The following is a 19,993-nucleotide window of genomic DNA, read 5'->3' as shown; positions in this document are numbered from 1 at the left end:
GCGCTCGCCAGCTCGTCAGCCGCCGCGATGACCGTGGCCTGGAGCGTGTAGCCGTGGGCGTCCGGGACGCCCAGATAGCTCTTGAGCGGGCGCATCCCGGCCACGCCGATCGCGACATTCTGGAGGCCTTCGCGCCACGGGCGCCCGAAGGTGTCGGCGATGATGACCGCCACCTCGGCGCCGGACCGCGCGCGGATCTGCTCGCACAGCCCGCGCGCCGAGGCGTCGGGGTCTTCGGGCAGAAGACTCACCAGACCGGCGCCCGCATTCGACTGATCCACCCCCGCGTTCGCGCAGATCTGGCCGTGATGGGTCTCCGTGATGAGGATGCCCCGGTCCATCCGGACGATGCGCCGCGATTCCCGCAGGATGACTTCCACGAGCCGGGGATCTTTCTTCAGGCCCCGCGCCACCTCGGCTGCGAAGGGGGACGGGGTGACGTCGGCCAGCAGGACCAGGCGGCCCTCCGCCTTCGACACGACCTTCTGGCTCACCACCAGGATGTCCCCGTCGGCGAGGCCGATCCCCTGGACAGCGGCCGCCTCGACGATCAAGGCCGCCAGGTCGTTCCCGGGCCGCACCTCGGGCAGGCCGCGGATCCCGAGCACCTCGAGCCGCGGCGTCTGGGCGCCCGTGCCGTAGCCGAAGGCGCGGAGCACCCGTCCGGCGTGCGTCCGGGGGCCGTGGGCGGCGAGCGCCTCCAGGTCTTCGGGGCCGTCGATGTCGAGCCCGGCGCCCGGAAGCGTGAGGACGACGGGCTCGAGACCGCGCGCGCGGGCGGCTGCGAGATGATCGGCGAAGGAGGGCTCGCCGAACCGGAGCGGGACCGCGTCAGGCGGGGCCAGACACGCCGCGTTGGTGCCGAGGCCGCTCCGCGACGGGACGAAGACGGCCGCCGGGGGGCGGCCGCACGCGGTCAGAACCGCCCGGACCTCCTCCGCGGTGAGGCACGGGAGGTCGCCCGGCACCGTGAGCACGACGGTCGCTCCCAGCTCACGGGCGACGGCGAAGCCATGGGCGACCGCCGCGGTGTGGCCCGCGCTCTCGCGCTCGGCGAGCACCGTGGCGCCATAGCGCTCGGCCAGCGCGGCGGCTTCGGCGTCGGGCGTCACCACGACGATGCGGTCCAGACCCCCATCGCCGAGCGCCGCCAGCACGTCTTCGAGCATGGCGCGCGCCAGAGCCGATCGCGCCTCCGCGGGCAGGGCCCGGGCGAGCCGCTGCTTGGCGGCGCCGAAGTCCTTGGCCGGCACCACGGCCACTTTCACGGCGAGAGCTCCACGGCGCCCAGGACGGCGCGGGCCAGGGCGGCCTCGGCGGCGGCGTCGCGCATGCGCGTGTCGGTCGCGACCGGCTGAACGCCACGCTCGCGGAGGGCGGGGGCCAGCGCGGCGTCCTCGTCGTCGAGGACGAGGACATCGAGCCACGGCGCATAGACGTCGGCGACGCTCAGGGCCGAGACGGGGAGACCGCGGGCGCGGAGGAGCTTCCCGGCCGGGCCGCTGACCGGCGCGTTACCGATGATGGGGCTGACGGCGACGACCGGCGCCGGGGTGTCGGCCAGGGCCTCGACCAGGCCGGGGACGGCGAGGATCGGGCCGATCGACGTCACGGGGTTCGAGCAGCAGACGATGATCGCCTCGGCGCCAGCGATGGCGTCCAGGATGCCGGGGGCGGGTCGGGCCTCCGCGGCCCCGGTGTAGACCACCTCGCAGACCTCGGGCTCAGCCTTCTCGCGGACGAAGAACTCCTGGAAGTCGAGCCAGCCCCCCGGGGTGCGGATCCGCGTACGGACCGCGTCGTCCGACATCGGCACGAGCCGCGCTCTGACGCCGAGGGCGTCACAGATCGCGCGCGTCGCCACCGACAGCGGCGCCCCGCCGCGCAGGAGCTCCGTCCGGCGGAGATGGGTCGCGAGGTCGCGATCGCCGAGACTGAACCAGGTGTCCCGGCCGAGCCGCCCCATTGCCGCGAGACAGTGGAACGTGTCGTCCTGGACTCCCCACCCCCTCACCGGGTCGAGGAGTCCGGCCAGGGCGTACGCCACCGAGTCGAGGTCCGGCGAGACGTGGAGCCCCCAGCACTCCAGATCGTCACCCGTGTTCCCGACGACCCAGAGCCGGGCCGGATCCACCACCCGGAGGACGCCCCGGAGGAGCTTGGCGGCACCGGTCCCACCCGCCAGCGCCACGATCATCGGCGCTTCTCTCATGGGAGTTGGCCTCGACGGCCTCCTCCCAAACCTCCCCCAGGAGGGTTGCGGCGGCTAAGCCGCCGCTCGGCGCGCTGCTCGATACATAGCACGGTCGGTCGTGGGCGCCTGGTCACTCACAGCCGGCACTATCGGCCGCGACGACGGCCCTCCACGTCGGGCACGGCAATCGTATAGGTCCCGGGCCGCCGCCAGGCATGGAGGCCGGACCCGGGTCGGTCTCGGAAGCCGGTGGGCAGGGAGGCCTCCGGGACGGGGACGAACCCGTATCGAACCCACAGCCGGTCGAGCCCCTGGGGACGGGTGAACAGCGTGTTCACCGGAACACTGGTCGCCTGGACCAGGAGGGATTCGATGAGCTGGGCGGCCACCTCCAGGGGCTCGACCGCCCGCGGCGGCTCGACCACCACCGGACCGTGGACGAATCCCTGTTCGCCGTGGCGCTCGACGAGGATGCCCCCCACGACCCGGCCCTCGGCTCGGGCGTCCCACGACAGCTCTCCTGGCCCGGATGCAGGAGCCCAGGCCCCCGCGAAGTCGAACAGCCGCCGGACCTCCGCCGCCCCGGCCTGGCACGGGCCGAACACGATCCCCTGCCAGGTTCGGGGCTCGGGAGCGGTCGGAGCCGGCTCGGCCGCCGGACCGGACGCCGGCCGCCGGGCCGACCGCGGCATGGGGCGTCGCTACTTCTTTCCGCCGAGGATCGCGTCCTTCATGGCCTTGGCGACGCGGAAGCGAACCACGCGCTTGGCCGGAATCTTGATGGGCTCTCCGGTCTGCGGGTTGCGCCCCATGCGCGCCTTCCGGTTCGAGAGCACCAGCTTACCGAATCCAGGAACGATGAAGCCGTTCTTCTTAGCCTCCTTGACCGCCAGCGCCTGGAACTCGTCCATGAAGCTCGCCACCTGCTTCTTGGTCAGCTCCGACTTCTCGGCCAGGTGTGACACCACCTGCGACTTCGTCATCATCTTCGCCATTGGACGCGCCTCCTTTTCAGGGAGTTGTGGTTGTGCCACCGCACGGGGGTGGCAAGCCCGGGCGTGCTGCCTTCCACGTGGCGCTGTCGTCGTCGCGCCCAGCCGGGGCCCGCGCCGGGCCGGTGGCCAGCGAGGGCGCGAAGCGGAACTCTTTCGCTGCGGTCAGACGTCGGTACGAGCCGAACCGAGCCTCCGGGTCGGAAACCGCGTCGAGGGGCTCGGGGTCGGCCGCCGTGTCGTCATCGTAGACCTTCAAGACGTCGTACGTGGTGCTGCGCTGGGCCGGAATGCGCCCCAGGTCGCGCACCATCCGCCGGAGCTCCGCGGGCGGCACCAACTGCCCATAGGGGGCGCCCGCCGAGGTGGAGATGCTTTCGTTGATCAGCGTGCCGCCGAGGTCGTTGGCCCCCGACGTCAAGAGCATCTGGGCGAGCTTGGGCCCCTCCTTGACCCAGGACGATTGGATGTTGCGGAAGGTGGCGCCCAGCATGAGCCGGGCCAGCGCGTGCATGCGGACGACTTCCGCTCCGGTGGCGCCGGAGCGGACGCCGGGCACGAGGTGGCGCCGGTACATGGGCGCCTCCTGGTGGATGAGCGATAGGGGCACGAACTCCGTGAAGCCACCGGTGTCCTTCTGGACGTCGCGGAGGAGCGTCATGTGCCGTACCCAGTGGGCCGGCGTCTCGATGTGGCCGTACATGATCGTCGACGTCGTCCGGATGCCGAGCCGGTGCGCCGTGGTGATCACGTCGAGCCACTGGCGGGTCGTGATCCGTCCCCGTGAGATGACGTCGCGGATCCCGTCATCCAGGATTTCCGCGGAGGTCCCCGGCAGCGTCCCCAGGCCGGCCGCCCGGAGCTCGGCCAGGTACTCCCGGACGGACAGGCCGGAGCGCGTCACGCCGTAGAGGACCTCCTCGGGCGAGAACGCGTGGATGTGGAGGTCGGGAAGCTCGCGCGCGATCGCCCGGCAGAGGTCGATGTAGAAGCGGCCGTCGAGCTTGGGCGGGAGTCCGGCCTGGATACACACCTCGGTGGCCCCGAGCTCCCGCGCCTCACGGGCCCGGCGCACGACTTCCTCCACGGGGAGAAAATAGCCTTCCTCCTCCCGATGGTCGCGGCTGAAGGCGCAGAACGTGCAGTGCTTGATGCAGACGTTGGTGAAGTTGATGTTGCGATTGACGACGTAGGTCACCACGTCGCCGACCTGGCGGGCCCGCACCTCGTCGGCGACGAGAGCCAGCGCCGTCAGCTCGCGGCCGGTCACGGGGGCCAGCGCGAGGCCGTCGGCGTCGGACAGCTCCCCGCCGTCCAGCGCCCGCGCGAGCGCCGCGCGCACGGGTCGAGCGAGCCTGTCCCAGATTGCCGCGAATCCGCTCACGCCATGCCTCCGGCATGCGCCATGGCCGGCGGCCACTCCGGCACGAGGCCGCGGTCGTCCACGCCGGCAGCCACCCGCGACCGGAGCGTCTCGGGAACGAATCCCGGCCGGTCGATGAATTCGGGGTAGATCGCCAGGCGCTCGCGGAGGCGGTGCCCCGCCGCCGCCGTGGCCGCCGCCAGTGTGCCGAGGTGCGGCCAGGGGGCCTCGGGGTTGATGTAGTCGATGGTCAGCGGCGAGATCCCGCCCCAGTCGTTCAGGCCGGCCGCGATCAGGCTCGGATACGTGCCGGGGGAGAGGTTCGGCGGCGCTTGCACGTTCATCGCGGGACCCAGCAGGAGGCGGGCCACAGCGAGGGTGCGCCGCAACTCGTCGAGGTCGGGCTCGGGGTGCCGCGCCATGGGGATCCCGGGCTTGGCGCGGAAGTTCTGGACGATGACCTCCTGTACGTGCCCGTACCGCTCGTGCACCTCGCGGATGGCGAGGAGCGCTTCGACACGCTCGGCCCGTGTCTCGCCGATGCCGATCAGGATCCCCGTCGTGAAGGCGACGCCGACCCGCCCCGCCGCCTCGAGCGTCCGGAGCCGGAGCCGCGGCGGCTTGTCGGGAGCGTGATCATGGGGACCGCCCGGAGCCCCCAGGCGGTCGGCCGAGGTCTCGAGCATGAGGCCGAGGCTCGCATTGCAGTCCCGGAGCGCCAGGATGTCCCGCTCGCGCATGAGGCCCGGGTTGGCGTGCGGCAGGAGGGACGTGTGCCGGACGATGGCCTCGCACGCCGCGCGGAGGTATTCCAGTGTCGTGCGGTACCCCCGCCGGCGCAGCCAGGCGCGATGCTCGGGGAACCGCGCCTCCGGCTTGTCGCCGAGGCTCAGCAGGGCCTCCTTGCACGAGAGCCGCGCCCCGGCCTGGCAGACCGCCAGGACCTCGTCGAGGCTCATCGTGTGGGCTCCGGGCTGCCCGGGGTCGCGCTTGAAGGTGCAGTATCCGCAATCGTCCCGGCACAGGTTGGTGAGGGGCAGGAAGACCTTGCGAGAGTAGGTCACCGTCCGGCCCTTGCCGGCGTCGCGAACGGCGGCGGCGGCCTCCAGCACCACCGGCAGTTCGCCCGGCGTCGCCTCGACGAGCGCGACGCCGGCGGCGCGGTCGAGCGGGCGGCCGGCGGTGACCCGGTCGAGGGCGGTCTCCAGGGCCGGCGAGAGCGCGCGCCGTCCGCTCACGTCGAAGCGCTCCAGGCGATCACGCGCTCGGGCGTGATCTTGATCATGAGCCCGGACTGGCTCAATGGCATCGTCGTGTACTGCGGATACTTGGCCTGGAGGAGACCGCGGGCGGCTTCCCACTCGGGTCCCCCGGCCAGCAGCTCGGCCTGCCCCTGGACCATGACGTACCGGAGCTGCCGCCAATCCTCCTCGTAGTGGTCGATCAAGAGGGCCACGTGAGGATTGGCACGGATGTTCCGCACCCGGCGGAGCCGCTCGGGAGGGATTCGCTTCGGCTTGGCGTCGAGGGCGGAGTAATAGGCGCGTCCGTCCGTCGCATAACACACAGGGACCAGGTGAGGGTACCCGGTCTCGTCCACCGTGGCCAGCCGGGCGACCCGACCCTCGGACGTGAGCGTGGCGGACGCCGGACCCCGGGAGCTCACCGGGATACCTTCGGACTGACCGTGGGGTGGAATCGGGCGATCGAACCGGGCCGTCTCATCGGGATACCTTCGGATCAGCAGCGCGACCGGGTCCGGCGAGGCCCGCCGACGACCGAGGACGGCGGGCTGCGACGGGGATCGGCCCGGGCCGTCTCATCGGGCCCGCGTCACCTTGGGCCGGACCTCCGTCGCGAAGTGCTCCATGGTTTCCACCATGGCGCGCGGGTCCTGCTCCGTGAAGTCGAAGATGAAGAATTGAACGCCGGCCCGGCGGTAGGCCCGGATGTCACCGGCGACCTTCTCGGCCGGCCCCCGCAAGGGGCTCCCCTGGAGCACCGTCCCCCCGGCCGGCTTGGCCGAGCGGGAGCGCCGGCTCGGCCAGATCTCGAGCGGGGCCCGGAGGGTCAGGAGGATCGCCTCCGACCGGCGCCCGGCCCGGGCCGCATAGGCCCGCACCTGCTGAGCCTTCTCGGCGTACTCCGCCGGGGTGAGGCCAGCGGGCGCCCGCAGCCCGATGGGATGCCACCCGTCGCCGAGCTCGCCGGCACGACGGAGCGCCGCGCCCGTGTGGCCCCCGATCCAGATCGGGGGATGCGGCCTCTGGACCGGCTTCGGCAGGAGCGTCACGTCGCTGACCTGGTAGTACTTTCCGGTGAACCCGGGGTCATCCCGCGTCCACAGGTCCTTCATCACCCGGATGTACTCGTCGGTGACGGCCCCGCGCTCACCGAACGGGGGAGCCGCCAGTGCCTGGAACTCCTCGGGCCACCAGCCGACCCCGCACCCCACGATGACGCGTCCTCCCGAGAGCACGTCGAGGGTGGCGAGCTGCTTGGCCGTCACGACCGGGTTCCGGTAGGGGACCACCAGGACGCTGGTGCCGACCCGGATCCGGCGCGTGGCCGCCAGGAGCCAGGCCATCAGGATCAAGGGCTCGAGGTAATCCTGCCGCGCCCCACCCGGAAACTCGCCGGACGGGCTGTAGGGGTAGGGTGCCGAGCTCTTGGTCGGGAGGACGATGTGGTCGGAGACGGTCACGCACGAGTATCCGAGGGCCTCTGCCTTCCGGGCGAGACGAACGAGGATTCCAGGCTTGGCGAGCGGCCCTCGGCTCGGAAGGGCGAAGCCGAATTCCACGGACGGACCTCCGTTCGACGCGCGCCGGACCCGCTTCACAGCGACCGATCGTATGCCGATTCCGGTCGCAACGCAAGGGGGCGAATAACCCCGAGAACGCCGCACACCCGCGTGGAATGCGTGTGGGACGTCACCGCATCACCCGCGGAGATTCCGACCCGACGCGGGCCTCCGCGCCCCCCGGAGAACGGCCGCGACCTCAGCGCATCTCGCGCAGGACCTCCTCCATCACACCCAGGGCCCAGTCGATGTCGCGCTCCGTGTGGGCGAGCGAGATGTAGAGCTTGGTGTTGGGAACCACGAAGAGCCCGCGGGCGAGGAGCTCGAGCCCGAAGCGCGTCGCGCGCTTGGCATCGGCCGTCCGCAAGGCCCGCTCGGAGGCGAGATCGGCCTCGGGCGCCACGAAGAAGACCTGCGCGATCGGTCCGTCTCCGATCGCCTGGAGGGGCACGCCGACCCGGGCCGCGCGCTCGCCGATTCCGCGGCGGAGTCGCTCGCCGAGCGCGTGGAGACGCGGATACACGCCGGGCCGGCGGAGCTCTCCCAGCGCGGCGACGCCGGCCGCGCAGGCCAGCGCGTTGCCGCTCAGGGTGCCCGACAGACCGGCGTAGTCGAGCGTGCCCTTGCGGGCCGGGTGGGCGGTGGCCATGACGTCCGCCCGGCCGGCAATGGCGGCCAGGGGGAACCCGGCCGTCAGCGCCTTGCCGAACACCGCGAGGTCGGGGACGACCCCATAGCGCTCCTGGGCCCCGCCGTACGCCAGCCGGAAGCCCGTCACCACCTCGTCGAAGATGAGAAGGGCGCCGTGCTGGCGGGCGAGGTCGCGGAGACCCGCCAGGAAGCCGGGCCGCGGCCGGATCGCGCGCTGGAGCGGCTCCACGATGATCGCGGCCAGATCGTCGGCGTGGCGGGCGGTGATCTGCGCGGTCGTCTCGAGGTCGTTGAACGGCGCGACCAGCACGCTCTCGAGGGCGCCGCGCGGGATTCCCCCGACGTCGGGAGGGGGACTGGGGTAGGGCTGCTCGGAGGGAATCCGCCAGTTGCCGACCATGGCGTAATCGTGGAGGCCGTGCCAGCCTCCCTCGAACTTGAGGATCTTCTCGCGCCCGGTGAACGTGCGCGCCATGCGCCCCGCGAACATCGTGCCCTCCGTTCCGGTGGACACGAAGCGGACCTGCTCGGCACAGGGCACCGCCCGCACGACCTCCTCGGCCAGGCGGATCGACGGCTCGCTCAGCCAGAAATAGGTGGACCCCTTCGCCACCTGGTCCTGGACTGCCTTCACGATCGCGGGATGGGCGTGACCGAGCAGCAGGGGACCCGAGCCCAGCACAAAGTCGAGGTAGGTGCGCCCGCGGACATCGACGAGTCGCGCGCCCTCCCCGTGATCCGCCACGAAGGCGAGCTCGGTCGGCAGGGTGTTCTGGCCCAGGCACGCGCCCGGCAAGTACCGGGCCGCCGTCGCCAGGAGCTCGCGGGACAGGGTCTCCAGGGCCTCGACGTCCGTGGTCATGGGGGGCCTCCTCGAGGATCGGGTTCCCAGAGAGACTAAAGGTCGCGTGGCCGCGGCGCAAGGCCGCCCGGTCGTCGGACCTGCCTCCCTCGTGGGCACGTGCCCAGGAAAGCGGCACGGGGGAGCGCTCCCCGCGCCGTCCGCCCGCCCATCCCCGCGATTTTCCGCCCGGAGGTTCGCCGGCCCACGGGGCACGGCGGTTGCTTACCGCCGGTGTAGCGGCGGGCGTGGTGTGTCGTCGGGGAAGCCGATTGAATTGATCCGGGCGGTCGGCTAGAATTCGGCCGCTGGTGACGACGGCGGGTCCCGCAGGCCCTCTGGCATTGCAACTCCGACGGAAGGTGATGGAGGAACGGCATGACGCCGAAGGACGTGATCAAGCTGGCCAAGGACAAGGGTGCGAAGATCGTCGACCTGCGCTTCATCGACGTGCCCGGTCTGTGGCAGCACTTCTCGATTCCAGTCGCTGAGCTGACCGAGGAGCTGTTCGCCGAAGGAATCGGGTTCGACGGCTCGTCGATCCGCGGCTTCCAGACGATCGACGAGTCCGACATGCTCCTGATGCCCGACCCGGTGACCGCCCAGATGGATCCCTTCACCGCCGTCCCCACGCTGGTGCTCATCTGCAACGTCAAGGACCCCGTGACGATGGAGCCCTACTCGCGGGATCCGCGGTACGTGGCCCAGAAGGCCGAGCTCTTCTTGAAGCAGACGGCCATCGCCGACACGGTCTACATCGGTCCCGAGCTCGAGTTCTTCATCCTCGATTCGGTCAAGTTCGATCAGAGCTACAACTACGGCTTCTATCAGATCGACTCGGAGGCAGGCTTCTGGAACTCGGGGAAGGAGAGCACCGGCTACAAGCCGCGGTACAAGCAGGGTTACTTCCCGGTCCCGCCCATGGACCACTTCCAGGACCTCCGGTCGGAGATGGTCCTGAATCTCGAGTCGGTCGGGGTCAAGATCGAAGTGCACCACCACGAGGTGGGGACCGCCGGCCAGACCGAGATCGACATGCGGTTCAACACGCTGACCAAGATGGCCGATGCCGTGATGTGGTACAAGTACGTCACCAAGAACACCGCGCTCAAGCACGGGAAGACCGTGACCTTCATGCCCAAGCCGATCTTCCAGGACAACGGCTCCGGCATGCACACGCACCAGTCGCTCTGGAAGAACGGCAAGAACCTCTTCTACGAGGTGGGCGGGTACGCCGACATCTCCAAGACGTGTCTTCACTACATCGGCGGGATTCTCAAGCACGCCCCGGCCCTCTGCGCGATCATCGCGCCCACCACCAACTCCTACCGGCGGCTGGTGCCCGGCTACGAGGCGCCCATCAACCTGGTCTACAGCCAGCGGAACCGATCGGCCTGCGTCCGGATCCCGATGTACTCCCGGTCGGAGAAGGCCAAGCGGATCGAGTTCCGCACGCCGGATCCGTCCTGCAACCCGTACCTGTCGTTCGCGGCCTGCCTGATGGCCGGACTCGACGGGGTCGTCAACAAGATCGATCCGGGAGCGCCGATCGACAAGGACCTCTACGAGCTGCCGCCCGACGAGGCCAAGTCTGTCAAGCAGCTGCCCGGGTCGCTCGACGTGGTGCTCGACAACCTCGAGAAAGATCACGACTTCCTGCTGAAGGGTGACGTCTTCACCCCTGACCTCATCGAGACCCGGATCGAGTACACGCGGAAGAACGAGCTGGATGCGGTCCGGCTGCGCCCGCATCCCTACGAGTTCGCGCTCTACTTCGACATCTAGGCGGAGCTGCTGATCCCTCTCCCTCCCTGCGGGGAGGGAGAGGGCCCTCCCGTGTCTCGCTCGCTCGGTCCTTTTCTCCCGGACGACTTGCTGGCGCGCCTCGTCGCGTCCGACGCCACCGAGCACTACGGCCAGGCCATCGTGCTGGTGACCGTGGATCCCTACGGCCGGCCGCACCCCGCGCTCGTCTCCTACGCCGAGCTGCGCGCCCTCGATGCCGGGCGCATCCGCCTCGTCCTCCACGTCGGGACGCGCTCGTCGACCCACCTGCGCGATTCCGGGCGAGCCACCCTGGTCTTCGCCGACGCCGGGCTCAATCTCTACGTGAAGGCGGACGCCGTCCCGCTGCCGGCGGCCACGACGAACCCCAGGCTGACGCGGTTCGAGCTGCAGGTGCGCGACGTGGTGGCGGACCGGGCGGAAGGGGAGGAGGCCGGCTCGTTTCTGACCGGCGGGATCACCTTCGAGTGGCCGGGCGGGCCCGAAGCGTGGGCCCGCCATTGCGCCGGCCTTCGGACGGCGCTCGAGACCTGATCGTCACGGGGGCGATCGAAGGATTCGGAGGGGCCGTCGAGGCCCCCTCCCACGACTCAGTGCATTTCGACGCCGCCGGCGACATTCAGCGCCACGCCGGTGACGTTGTCGGCCCGGCAGAGGTACACGACGGCTTCCCCGATGTCGGCGGGCGTCTGCTCGCGGCCCAGCGGGGTGTTCCGCCGGACGAATTCGTCGAACGCCTCCTCGGGCCGGACGCCGAGCGAGGCCGCCCGGGCCGGCCCGACGACGTCGAGCCACATCGCCGTGCGGAGGAGCCCTGGACAGACCGCGTTGACCCGGATGTTTGCCGGCCCCAGTTCCTGGGCGAGCCCCTGCGTGAGGCCGACAACCGCGAACTTGGAAGCGGAGTAGGCGGCGGTGAAGGCCCGGCCGGTCTTGCCGGCGATCGAGGCGACGTTGACGATGGCGCCCCCGCCACGCTGCCTGAGGTGCGGCAGCGCCGCCTGCGTGCAGAGGACGACACCCTTCACGTTGACCGCCATCAGGCGGTCGAGCTGGGTTGGCGTCAGCGCCTCGAAGGGCCCGGCCACGATCACGCCGGCGTTGTTCACGAGGATATCGAGCCCACCCAGCTGGCGCACGGTCTCGGTCACCATCGCGGCGACGTCGGCGGGCCGGGTGACGTCGGCCACGAGGGAGACGACCCGCACCCCGCCGCCTGCCGCCAGGCGGGCGGTCTCCTCCAGATCGGCGGGGCGCGCCAGCCGGTAGGGGAGAGCGGGGTCCTCCGCCGTGCCGAGGTCGGCCAGCGCGAGGTGGACACCCTCGCCGCCGAGCGCGAGCGCGATGCCGCGCCCGATCCCTCGGGCGGCGCCGGTCACGAGCGCGACCTTACCGGCGAGCTCCATGGGAGGCTCCTCGGCTCTTCTGGCCGATCAGAGATCGTTGCCGGAGTAGGACAGGGTGAAGCTCTTTGTTGCATACAGAAGCCGCCGGTGACTGTCAAGGCGGTCGGCCGCGGCCCGCCGGTGGGCGAGCGAGGGTCCGGGCGGCTGTATGATGAGGGGACGCCGGGTTCCATGCGAGGCGCCGGCCGGGAAGGGGGATGGATGAAGCACGGCGCGCGGGTGCTGATCGTGGACGACGAGCCGGACGTCGTGGCGAACTGGGTCCGTGTCCTCGAGCGCGACGGGTACACCTGCATCACGGCCACCGACGGCCAGCGGGCGCTGGGGCTTCTGGAGGAGGAGCGGCCGGACGTCGTCCTGACCGATCTCCAGATGCCCCGGGTGGACGGGATGGCGGTCCTCGGGCGAGCGCTCGAGCTCGACCCGGACATCGTCGTCGTGGTGATCACGGGTCACGGGACGATCCAGTCGGCGGTCGAGGCGATCCGCGCCGGCGCGTTCGACTATCTCCTCAAGCCGCTGCCCTCGAACGACACCTTGCGGCTGGCCGTGGAGCGAGGCGTGGCGAAGCGGCGGCTGGTCGAGGAGAACCGGCGCCTCCGGGAGTCCCTCGCGCCGCCGGTCGGCCTCGATCAGCTCATCGGCCGGAGCCCGGCGATGGTCTCGGTGTTCGAGCTGGTCCACAAGGCCGCGCGCTCCGAGGCCAACATCCTGATCCAGGGCGAGTCGGGTACCGGCAAAGAGCTGATCGCGCGGGCCATTCACACGAACAGCCCCCGCGCCTCGGAGGTCTTCGTGCCGGTCGACTGCGCCGCCCTGCCGGAAAACCTCCTCGAGTCCGAGCTCTTCGGCCACGAGCGCGGGGCCTTCACCGGCGCCGAGCGCGCCAAGCCGGGGATGTTCGAGGTGGCCGATCGCGGCACCCTGTTCCTCGACGAGGTGGGCGAGCTGCCGCTGACGCTCCAGGCCAAGCTCCTCCGGGCCCTTCAGGAGCGGGAAATCCGGCGGGTGGGGGGGACGAAGCTCATCCCGGTGGACGTGCGGCTCGTCTCGGCGACGAACCGCGACCTCGCCGAGGCGGTCCGCAAGCGGGAATTCCGCGAGGACCTCTTCTACCGGGTGAACGTGATCGCCATCATGCTCCCGCCCTTGCGCGAGCGGGCCGGCGACGTGCCGTTGCTCGCCTACCACTTCCTGGGCCGCTACGGGCGGAACCGCGAGCGACCGCTGGAGGGGCTCGATGCCGAGGCGCTGGCCATGCTGGAAGGCTACGCCTGGCCGGGGAACATCCGTGAGCTTCAGAACGTGATCGAGCGGGCCTGCGTCCTGGCCGACGGATCGACCCTGCGGGTGCGCGATCTTCCCGAGCATGTCCGCGGGCGGGGCCGTCCGGCCGCCGCCGTGCCGGGGAAGGACCTTCCTCTGCGGGAAGCCCGTGAGGCCTGGCTCCACGCCTTCACCCAGGAGTACCTGACTCACCTCCTCCGGCAGCACGGCGGCAACATCTCGCAGGCCGCCAAGACCGCGGGCGTCGACCGGAAGACGCTCCACCGCCTGCTGGCCAAGCACGCCATCACGGGCTGATTGACCGCGCCCGTGATCTTCCGCCGAGCCGGCAACCCCGGGGGGCAGTAGACTGGAGGGTATGGCGAAGGTCGACCAGCTCGCCGGGTTCGTGGTCCGCGCCTCCTACGAGGATCTCTCGGAGCGAGCCCGCCGGGAGCTGAAGATCCGGGTGCTGGATTCCCTGGGCTGCGCCATCGGCGCGCTCGGCGGTGAGCCGATCCGCCTCGTCCGGACGCAGCTCCGCGACTTCGAAGGAAGCGGGCGCTCCACGCTGGTGGCCGGAGGGCGGGCCGCGCCGGATCGCGCCGCCTTCTACAACGCGGCCCTGGTCCGTTACCTGGACTTCAACGACAGCTACCTCGCTCCGGGCGAGACGTGCCACCCGAGCGACAACCTCGGCGCGGTGCTGGCCGCCGCGGAGTACGCCGGGGCGACCGGACGGGAGTTCTTGGCGGCGCTGGCGGTGGCCTATCAGGTCCAGTGCCGCCTGAGCGACGTCGCGCCCGTCCGCGCCAAGGGCTTCGACCACACCACCCAGGGGTCGTATGCCGTGGCGTCCGGCGTCGCCCGCGCCCTCCGGCTCGACGCCGAGCGGACGGCGAACGCGATCGCGATCTGCGGGACCGCCTTCAACGCCCTGCGGGTGACGCGGACGGGGGCCCTCTCGCACTGGAAGGGCCTCGCGTCCCCCAACACGGCATTCGGCTGCACGCACGCCGCGTTCCTGGCGATGCGCGGGGTCACCGGGCCGCGCGAGATATTCGAGGGCAACAAGGGCTTCATGGACGCCATCGCGGGTCCCTTCGAGATCGACTGGTCCAAGGAGGACCTCGAGCGCGTCACCCGCACCATCCTCAAGCGGTACAATGCCGAGATCCACAGCCAGTCCGCCCTCGAAGCGCTCATCGAGCTCCGGGACGAGCACGGCCTCCGGGCCGCCGATGTCGAGCGGATCGAGATCGACGTCTTCGACGTGGCTTACCACATCATCGGCGGCGGCGAGGAGGGAGACAAGCGGACGGTCCGCACCAAGGAGGAGGCGGACCATAGCCTGCCCTACATGCTGGCGGCCGCGCTCGTGGACGGTCAGGTGATGCCCGAGCAGTACACGTCCGAGCGGATCGGGCGGGACGACGTGCAGGCCCTCCTCCGGCGGGTGGTCGTCCGGCCGGATCCCGGCTACAGCCGCCGGTTCCCGGCCGAGCATGCCTGTCGGGTGACCGTGGTGCTCCGGCAGGGGCGGGCCGTCCGTCGGGAAAAGGCGGACTACGAGGGGTTCCATACTCGTCCGATGAGCTGGGACACCGTCGTGCGGAAGTTCGAGCGGCTGAGCGAGCCCTCCACGGACGCCGCGCTGCGACGGGCCATCACGGACGCCGTGGTCGATCTGGAAGCGCGGAGCACCGCGGACCTCACGGGGCTGCTGGCCCGGGTACGCGGGCCGGCGGATGGGACGTAGCGAGGAGAGACAGACATGGCGACACGTCGGAGACCCGGACCCGGGCGGGGCGACTCGGATCGGGCTTTTGGCTTTCTCCGTCTGAACGAGCGCGACCGGAAGCCGCGCTCGCGGGGGCTCACGGAGATGCGCGGCCCGTACTACACGCCGATGGGCAAGCGCTACCTCGAGGACATTCTCGAGACGATGGGCGAGTACGTCGACATCCTGAAGTTCGCCTGCGGGTCGTTCAGCCTGATGCCGCGGCGAGCCCTCCAGGAGATCATCGATCTCTGCCACGCCCACGACGTGCTCGTGTCGACCGGTGGCTTCGTGGAACACGTGCTCACTCGCGGCAAAGAGGCGGTCGCCCAGTACATCCAGGAGTGCAAGCGCTTCGGCTTCGACATCGTCGAGATCTCGAGCGGCTTCATCACGGTGCCGGCCGACGACCTGGTCCGCCTCACCGCCGACGTGCAGAAGGCCGGTCTGAAGGCGAAGGCCGAGGTCGGCATCCAGTTCGGGGCCGGGGGCGCGAGCTCGGTGGAAGAGCTGGAGGCGGAGGGCACCAGCGATCCCGACTGGGCGATCCTCCGGGCCAAGCGGCACCTCGACGCCGGCGCCTACATGATCATGGTCGAGTCCGAGGGCATCACCGAGAACGTCCGCGCGTGGCGCACGGACGTGATCGCCCGGTTCATGCGGGAGCTCCCGACCGAGAAGGTCATGTTCGAGGCGGCCGATCCGGAGGTCTTCGCCTGGTATGTGAAGAACTACGGGCCGGAGGTCAATCTGTTCGTCGACCACAGCCAGATCGTCCAGCTCGAGGCGCTCCGGGCCGGCATCTGGGGCAAGAAGAGCCTCTGGGGGCGCGTGCTGACCTACAAGCCGTGAGCTTGCCTGGTGGAGGAGAGGAGAGATCATGACCGCCGAGCCCGCGTCGACCGTACCGCTCGAGACCCTCGACAAGCAGCGCGTCTTCCATCCGGCGACCTCGATCGCCGACCACCTGCGCACCGGACCGCGGATCATGGCGGAGGCCTCCGGCATCACCCTCACCGATACGGAGGGCCGGCGCTACCTGGATGCCGTGGCCGGGCTCTGGTGCGTCAACATCGGCTACGGCCGACACGAGGTGGCCGACGCCATGGCCGCCCAGTCGCGGCGGCTGGCCTTCTACCACACGTTCTCCTCCATGTCGAACGAGCCGCAGATCCGGCTGGCCGACCGACTGCTCGGGCTCGCCCCCGGCCGGATGAGCAAGGTCTTCTTCGGCAACTCCGGGTCGGAGGCGAATGACACCCAGGTCAAGCTGGTCTGGTACTACAACAACCTGCGCGGCCGGCCGCGCAAGAAGAAGATCATCGCGCGGCGGGAAGCCTACCACGGCACCACCGTCGCCACGGCCAGCCTCACCGGGCTGCCGGCCTTCCACAAGGCCTTCGACCTCCCGATCGCGAACATCCTCCACACGGACACCCCGTACTACTACCGGCGCGCCGTGCCGGCGATGTCCGAAGAGGAGTACGCGGCGGCGCTCGCCGCCGAGCTCGCCGCGCTGATCGAGCGCGAGGGTCCCGACACCGTGGCGGCCTTCATCGCGGAGCCGGTCATGGGCGCCGGCGGCGTCTTGACGCCCCCCCGAACCTACTTCGAGCAGATCCAGCGGGTCCTCCGGCAGCACGACGTCCTGATGATCGCCGACGAGGTGATCTGCGGCTTCGGCCGGCTCGGCCGGCTGTTCGGCTGCGAGGTCTACGGGATCGAGCCGGATCTCGTCACGGTGGCCAAGGGCCTCACCAGCGGGTACTTCCCGCTCTCCGCCTGCTTCCTGTCCGAGCCGATCTGGACCGTGCTCCGCGACGCCTCGCCCCAGACCGGCGCCTTCGCCCACGGCTTCACCTACAGCGGGCACCCGGTGGGGGCGGCGGCGGCGATGGCGAACCTCGACATCCTCCTCGGCGAGGACCTGGTCGGGAACGCGGCGCGGGTCGGGGAGTACTTGCAGCGGCGACTCCGCGAGGCCTTCGCGGGGCATCCGCTGGTGGGGGAGGTGCGCGGCATCGGCCTGATCGCGGGTCTCGAGCTCGTCGCCGACAAGGCCACCAAGCGCCTCTTCCCGGCCGAGGTCAAGGTGGCCCACCGCGTCGCGCAGCGGTGCATGGAGGAGGGGCTCGTCGCGCGGGCGCTTCCGGCCGGCCACGTCATCGCCTTCTCGCCGCCCCTCTGCGTCACGCGCGAGCAGGTCGATGAGGTGATCGCGCGCTTCGCCCGCGGGCTCGACGCGGTGACGGACGAGCTCACCCGCCAGCGCGCGGCGATGCCGGCGTAGCGCCGCGCGGCCCGGGCAGCCAGTCAGTGCTCGTGGAGAAATCCGAGCGGATGGTCTCGCGCTCACACACGATCGCCGACCACCGCAGGGTCCACTTCGAGCGGCGGCTTTGCCGCCGCAATCTTCTCCTGGGGGAGGTTCCGGAGGGGCCGTCGAGGCCCCCTCCGGTTAGGGTCAGTACAGCGAGATCGTGGTGCCGTCTCCGAGCACGCCGCTCGGCTGAGGACGCCGGAGCGTGACGCCCAGGACCGTCCGCCACTCGGGTGCCATCCGGCGACACGGGAGCCGGCGTCGAGCCGCGTCGGGAATCCCGGTCGGCCCGCCCGCGACCTCCCAGCGGGACAGGATCGCCTGCCAGGCGGCGGCCCGCTCGCGCCTCCGCAGGTGGATGGAATCGGGGCCGTACCAGCGGGCTTCCGGATCCACGACCTTCACCTTCGCCCGAGCGGCGAGCGTGGTGAGGCGCTGGTTGATCTCGGCCACGCGCGCGTGAAGGACGCGGAACGGGAGTCGGCGGCCGGGGAAGAGCACCGCCTTGAAGAGGTGATACTGCCAGGGGGGGAGCCGCGCCAGGCTTCGCGCCGGCAGGAGCGTCAGGACGGTGTCGGCGCCCGCCTCGCCGAGCCGCTCGACGCAGGCGCTGACCCACCCGGCGAGGTCGGCCGGCGAGGCGCCGTAGGCCAGGTCGTTCCCGATGTCCGTGAGGAGCGCGTAGATCCTGACGCCGCCCGGCCGCCTGGCCGCGGGCCACAGCCCACAGCCGAGGATCCCGGGCAGGCCGCGCGCCAGGACCCGGCTCCACTGCCCGTACGATCGCCCATGCCCCGCCGCGACCAGGATGTCCATCGGCCCGGGACCCAGCATCGCGTGCGTGACCGACAGCACGGTCGGGAGCCCCAGGGTGAGGTTGCTGGCCCCGAGGAGCACGACGCGAGTGCTTTCCATGAGGTTCGGGAGGGGGCCGTCGAGGCCCCCTCCCACAGTCTAATGTACCGGGTGCCGTCCCGCCGAGCCGTGTGACTGGACGGCCGAGGCCGGTCAAGAGAGAATGGAGCGCACGAGCCCCTCGAGGTTTCCTGCCAGGAGGCGATCTGGATGAGTCGTTACAAGAATCTCATCAACGGGGAGTGGGTCGACGGACCGGACATCAATCGCGACATCAACCCGTCGAACCTGGACGACGTGTGACCGCGGAGCGGAACGACCGGAAAGGGCGCGATGCGTGAAGACCATCGACATCGATCGCAGCAAGCACCTGAGCGAGGAGCCGAAGACGGGACACAACCGCTGGCATCCCGACCTCGAGCCCGTCGTCGAAGTGGGTGAGGGCGAAGACGTGGCCCTGGCGACCCGGGATGCGGTCGACGGCTACCTGACCTCGACCAGCACCGCGGCGGACCTGGCCAGCCTGCCCTTCGGGGCCATCCACCCGCTGACGGGGCCCGTCTCCATCAAGGGGGCCCGGCCGGGAGACCTCCTGGAGGTGGAGTTCCTGGACGTCGTCCCGCAGCGGTGGGCCTTCAGCGGCATCGTCCCCACCCTGGGCTTCCTCCGCGACGTCATGGCCACGCCGTTCGTCGTCCACTGGAGCCTCGCGGACGGCTGGGCGACCTCCCGGGAGGTGCCGGGCGTCCGCATCCCGGGCGCGCCCTTCATGGGGGTCGCCGGCGTCGCGCCGTCGCGCGGGCAGCTCGAGGCGTGGACCCGGCGGGAGGCGGAGCTGATCGCGCGGGGCGGCGTCGCGCTGCCGCCCGACCCGGCCGGGGCCGTGCCGTCGTCCGGCCCGGCCGCGACCCACGGGCTCCGCACCCTGCCGCCCCGGGAGAACGGCGGCAATTTCGACGTGAAGCAGCTGACGAAGGGGGCGGCGCTCCTGCTGCCCGTCGGCGTCGACGGCGCGCTCTTCTCGACGGGCGACGGCCACTTCGCCCAGGGGGACGGGGAGGTGTGCGTGACCGCGGTGGAGATGGGCGCCACCTGCGTGGTGCGCTTCCGCCTGCACCGGGGCGAGGCCGAGCGACGCCGGATCCGCTGGCCGCGCTTCCAGCGCCGCGACTACTTCGCCGATCCCCGGTGGGCGGCGCCCCAGCGGTTCATCGCCACCATGGGCATGCCCGTCGACGAGCACGGGGTCAACCACGGCGAGAACCTCAACCTTGCCTGCCGGAACGCCGTGCTGAGCATGATGGACGTGCTCCAGGAGCGCGGCTTCAGCCGAGAGCAGGCCTACGTCATCTGCAGCGTGGCCGTCGACCTCCGGCTGAGCAACGTCGTGGATGTCCCGAACGTGGTGGTCTCCGCCTTCTTGCCGGAGGACATCTTCCAGCCCTGACGGCGGGTCAGCTCCGCAGCTTGAAGCGCTGGATCTTCCCGGTCGCCGTCTTCGGCAGGTCGGGCACGAACTCGATCCAGCGCGGATACTTGTAGGGCGCGATCCGGGCCTTGACGAAGGCCTGGAGCTCTTCGGCCAGCGCGGGGGATGCGCCGGCCGGGTCCTTCAGGACGACGTAGGCCTTGGGCTTGACCAGCCGGTCGGTATCCGCCTGGCCCACGACCGCCGCCTCCAGCACGGCGGCGTGCTTGATGAGCGTGGCCTCCACCTCCACCGGCGAGACCCAGATC

19 protein-coding genes are annotated in these 19,993 nt (G+C 70.9%); 7 read left to right on the top strand and 12 right to left on the bottom strand.

Annotated features, from left to right (window positions below; translation table 11 throughout):
- The 9 genes from cofE to VGW35_09885 all read right to left on the bottom strand — a co-directional run.
- Positions 1–1,268, bottom strand: a 1,268-nt coding sequence (gene cofE, locus VGW35_09925) for a coenzyme F420-0:L-glutamate ligase (GenBank protein HEV8307973.1), incomplete at its 3' end; no start/stop codon positions are given.
- Complete coding sequence (cofD, locus tag VGW35_09920) at positions 1,265–2,212, bottom strand: 2-phospho-L-lactate transferase (GenBank protein ID HEV8307972.1); 948 nt, start codon at positions 2,210–2,212, stop codon at positions 1,265–1,267. The genes cofE and cofD, both read right to left, overlap by 4 nt.
- Positions 2,213–2,340: 128 nt before the next feature.
- Positions 2,341–2,886: a hypothetical protein gene (locus tag VGW35_09915; protein HEV8307971.1), complete on the bottom strand. Its 546-nt coding sequence runs from the start codon at positions 2,884–2,886 to the stop codon at positions 2,341–2,343.
- A gap of 9 nt (positions 2,887–2,895) precedes the next feature.
- Positions 2,896–3,189, bottom strand: a complete 294-nt coding sequence (locus tag VGW35_09910; protein ID HEV8307970.1) for an HU family DNA-binding protein — start codon at positions 3,187–3,189, stop codon at positions 2,896–2,898.
- A 16-nt stretch (positions 3,190–3,205) separates the two neighbouring features.
- The gene (gene cofH / locus VGW35_09905; protein ID HEV8307969.1) at positions 3,206–4,570 is read right to left on the bottom strand and encodes a 5-amino-6-(D-ribitylamino)uracil--L-tyrosine 4-hydroxyphenyl transferase CofH; all 1,365 of its coding nucleotides are present in this window, start codon (positions 4,568–4,570) and stop codon (positions 3,206–3,208) included.
- Positions 4,567–5,787, bottom strand: coding sequence for a 7,8-didemethyl-8-hydroxy-5-deazariboflavin synthase CofG (cofG, locus tag VGW35_09900; protein HEV8307968.1), 1,221 nt, complete (start codon positions 5,785–5,787; stop codon positions 4,567–4,569). Before cofG ends, cofH begins: the two co-directional genes overlap by 4 nt.
- Positions 5,784–6,215 (bottom strand): TIGR03668 family PPOX class F420-dependent oxidoreductase, encoded by a 432-nt coding sequence (locus tag VGW35_09895; protein ID HEV8307967.1) that lies wholly within the window; start codon positions 6,213–6,215, stop codon positions 5,784–5,786. Before VGW35_09895 ends, cofG begins: the two co-directional genes overlap by 4 nt.
- A 153-nt stretch (positions 6,216–6,368) precedes the next feature.
- The gene (locus VGW35_09890; GenBank protein ID HEV8307966.1) at positions 6,369–7,352 is read right to left on the bottom strand and encodes an LLM class F420-dependent oxidoreductase; all 984 of its coding nucleotides are present in this window, start codon (positions 7,350–7,352) and stop codon (positions 6,369–6,371) included.
- Between the two features lie 199 nt (positions 7,353–7,551).
- A complete protein-coding gene (locus VGW35_09885; protein ID HEV8307965.1) occupies positions 7,552–8,865 on the bottom strand; it encodes an aminotransferase class III-fold pyridoxal phosphate-dependent enzyme in 1,314 nt (437 codons plus the stop codon).
- Between the two features lie 357 nt (positions 8,866–9,222).
- Between VGW35_09885 and glnA the strand changes: the two genes are divergently transcribed.
- The gene (gene glnA, locus VGW35_09880) at positions 9,223–10,629 is read left to right on the top strand and encodes a type I glutamate--ammonia ligase (GenBank protein HEV8307964.1); all 1,407 of its coding nucleotides are present in this window, start codon (positions 9,223–9,225) and stop codon (positions 10,627–10,629) included.
- A 51-nt stretch (positions 10,630–10,680) separates the two neighbouring features.
- A complete protein-coding gene (locus VGW35_09875; GenBank protein HEV8307963.1) occupies positions 10,681–11,163 on the top strand; it encodes a pyridoxamine 5'-phosphate oxidase family protein in 483 nt (160 codons plus the stop codon).
- Positions 11,164–11,219: 56 nt separating this feature from the next.
- Here the strand turns inward: VGW35_09875 and VGW35_09870 are convergent, their stop codons facing one another.
- Positions 11,220–12,035, bottom strand: a complete 816-nt coding sequence (locus VGW35_09870) for an SDR family oxidoreductase (protein ID HEV8307962.1) — start codon at positions 12,033–12,035, stop codon at positions 11,220–11,222.
- A gap of 201 nt (positions 12,036–12,236) precedes the next feature.
- Between VGW35_09870 and VGW35_09865 the strand changes: the two genes are divergently transcribed.
- The 4 genes from VGW35_09865 (at position 12,237) to VGW35_09850 (ending at position 17,371) form a co-directional block, all read left to right on the top strand.
- Positions 12,237–13,619 (top strand): sigma-54 dependent transcriptional regulator, encoded by a 1,383-nt coding sequence (locus VGW35_09865; protein HEV8307961.1) that lies wholly within the window; start codon positions 12,237–12,239, stop codon positions 13,617–13,619.
- A 61-nt stretch (positions 13,620–13,680) separates the two neighbouring features.
- Positions 13,681–15,060, top strand: coding sequence for an MmgE/PrpD family protein (locus VGW35_09860; protein ID HEV8307960.1), 1,380 nt, complete (start codon positions 13,681–13,683; stop codon positions 15,058–15,060).
- Between the two features lie 15 nt (positions 15,061–15,075).
- A complete protein-coding gene (locus VGW35_09855; protein HEV8307959.1) occupies positions 15,076–15,933 on the top strand; it encodes a phosphosulfolactate synthase in 858 nt (285 codons plus the stop codon).
- A 28-nt stretch (positions 15,934–15,961) separates the two neighbouring features.
- Positions 15,962–17,371 carry an aminotransferase gene (locus tag VGW35_09850; GenBank protein ID HEV8307958.1) on the top strand — a complete coding sequence of 470 codons (1,410 nt, stop codon included), beginning with the start codon at positions 15,962–15,964 and terminating at the stop codon, positions 17,369–17,371.
- A gap of 174 nt (positions 17,372–17,545) precedes the next feature.
- On the opposite strand, the gene VGW35_09845 is transcribed toward VGW35_09850, so the two are convergent.
- Entirely contained in the window at positions 17,546–18,316 is a 771-nt protein-coding gene (locus tag VGW35_09845; GenBank protein HEV8307957.1) for an SGNH/GDSL hydrolase family protein, read from the bottom strand.
- A 277-nt stretch (positions 18,317–18,593) separates the two neighbouring features.
- On the opposite strand from VGW35_09845, the gene VGW35_09840 reads away from it, so the two are divergent.
- Positions 18,594–19,703, top strand: a complete 1,110-nt coding sequence (locus tag VGW35_09840; protein ID HEV8307956.1) for an acetamidase/formamidase family protein — start codon at positions 18,594–18,596, stop codon at positions 19,701–19,703.
- 7 nt (positions 19,704–19,710) lie between these two features.
- Here the strand turns inward: VGW35_09840 and VGW35_09835 are convergent.
- Positions 19,711–19,993 (bottom strand): benzoate-CoA ligase family protein (locus VGW35_09835; GenBank protein HEV8307955.1); only part of this gene is annotated, 283 nt, incomplete at its 5' end.

It is taken from the genome of Candidatus Methylomirabilota bacterium, from assembly GCA_036005065.1.
GTDB lineage: Bacteria > Methylomirabilota > Methylomirabilia > Rokubacteriales > DASRDR01 > DASYQW01.
This window is presented reverse-complemented; position numbering and strand designations above follow the sequence as displayed.

Excerpts from the sequence above, each read along its gene's own strand:
- cofD (HEV8307972.1), bottom strand. The coding sequence starts at position 2,212 with ATGAGAGAAGCGCCGATGATCGTGGCGCTGGCGGGTGGGACCGGTGCC.
- VGW35_09915 (HEV8307971.1), bottom strand. The coding sequence starts at position 2,886 with ATGCCGCGGTCGGCCCGGCGGCCGGCGTCCGGTCCGGCGGCCGAGCCG.
- VGW35_09910 (HEV8307970.1), bottom strand. The coding sequence starts at position 3,189 with ATGGCGAAGATGATGACGAAGTCGCAGGTGGTGTCACACCTGGCCGAG.
- VGW35_09885 (HEV8307965.1), bottom strand. The coding sequence starts at position 8,865 with ATGACCACGGACGTCGAGGCCCTGGAGACCCTGTCCCGCGAGCTCCTG.
- glnA (HEV8307964.1), top strand. The coding sequence starts at position 9,223 with ATGACGCCGAAGGACGTGATCAAGCTGGCCAAGGACAAGGGTGCGAAG.
- VGW35_09870 (HEV8307962.1), bottom strand. The coding sequence starts at position 12,035 with ATGGAGCTCGCCGGTAAGGTCGCGCTCGTGACCGGCGCCGCCCGAGGG.
- VGW35_09865 (HEV8307961.1), top strand. The coding sequence starts at position 12,237 with ATGAAGCACGGCGCGCGGGTGCTGATCGTGGACGACGAGCCGGACGTC.
- VGW35_09860 (HEV8307960.1), top strand. The coding sequence starts at position 13,681 with ATGGCGAAGGTCGACCAGCTCGCCGGGTTCGTGGTCCGCGCCTCCTAC.
- VGW35_09855 (HEV8307959.1), top strand. The coding sequence starts at position 15,076 with ATGGCGACACGTCGGAGACCCGGACCCGGGCGGGGCGACTCGGATCGG.
- VGW35_09850 (HEV8307958.1), top strand. The coding sequence starts at position 15,962 with ATGACCGCCGAGCCCGCGTCGACCGTACCGCTCGAGACCCTCGACAAG.
- VGW35_09845 (HEV8307957.1), bottom strand. The coding sequence starts at position 18,316 with ATGGAAAGCACTCGCGTCGTGCTCCTCGGGGCCAGCAACCTCACCCTG.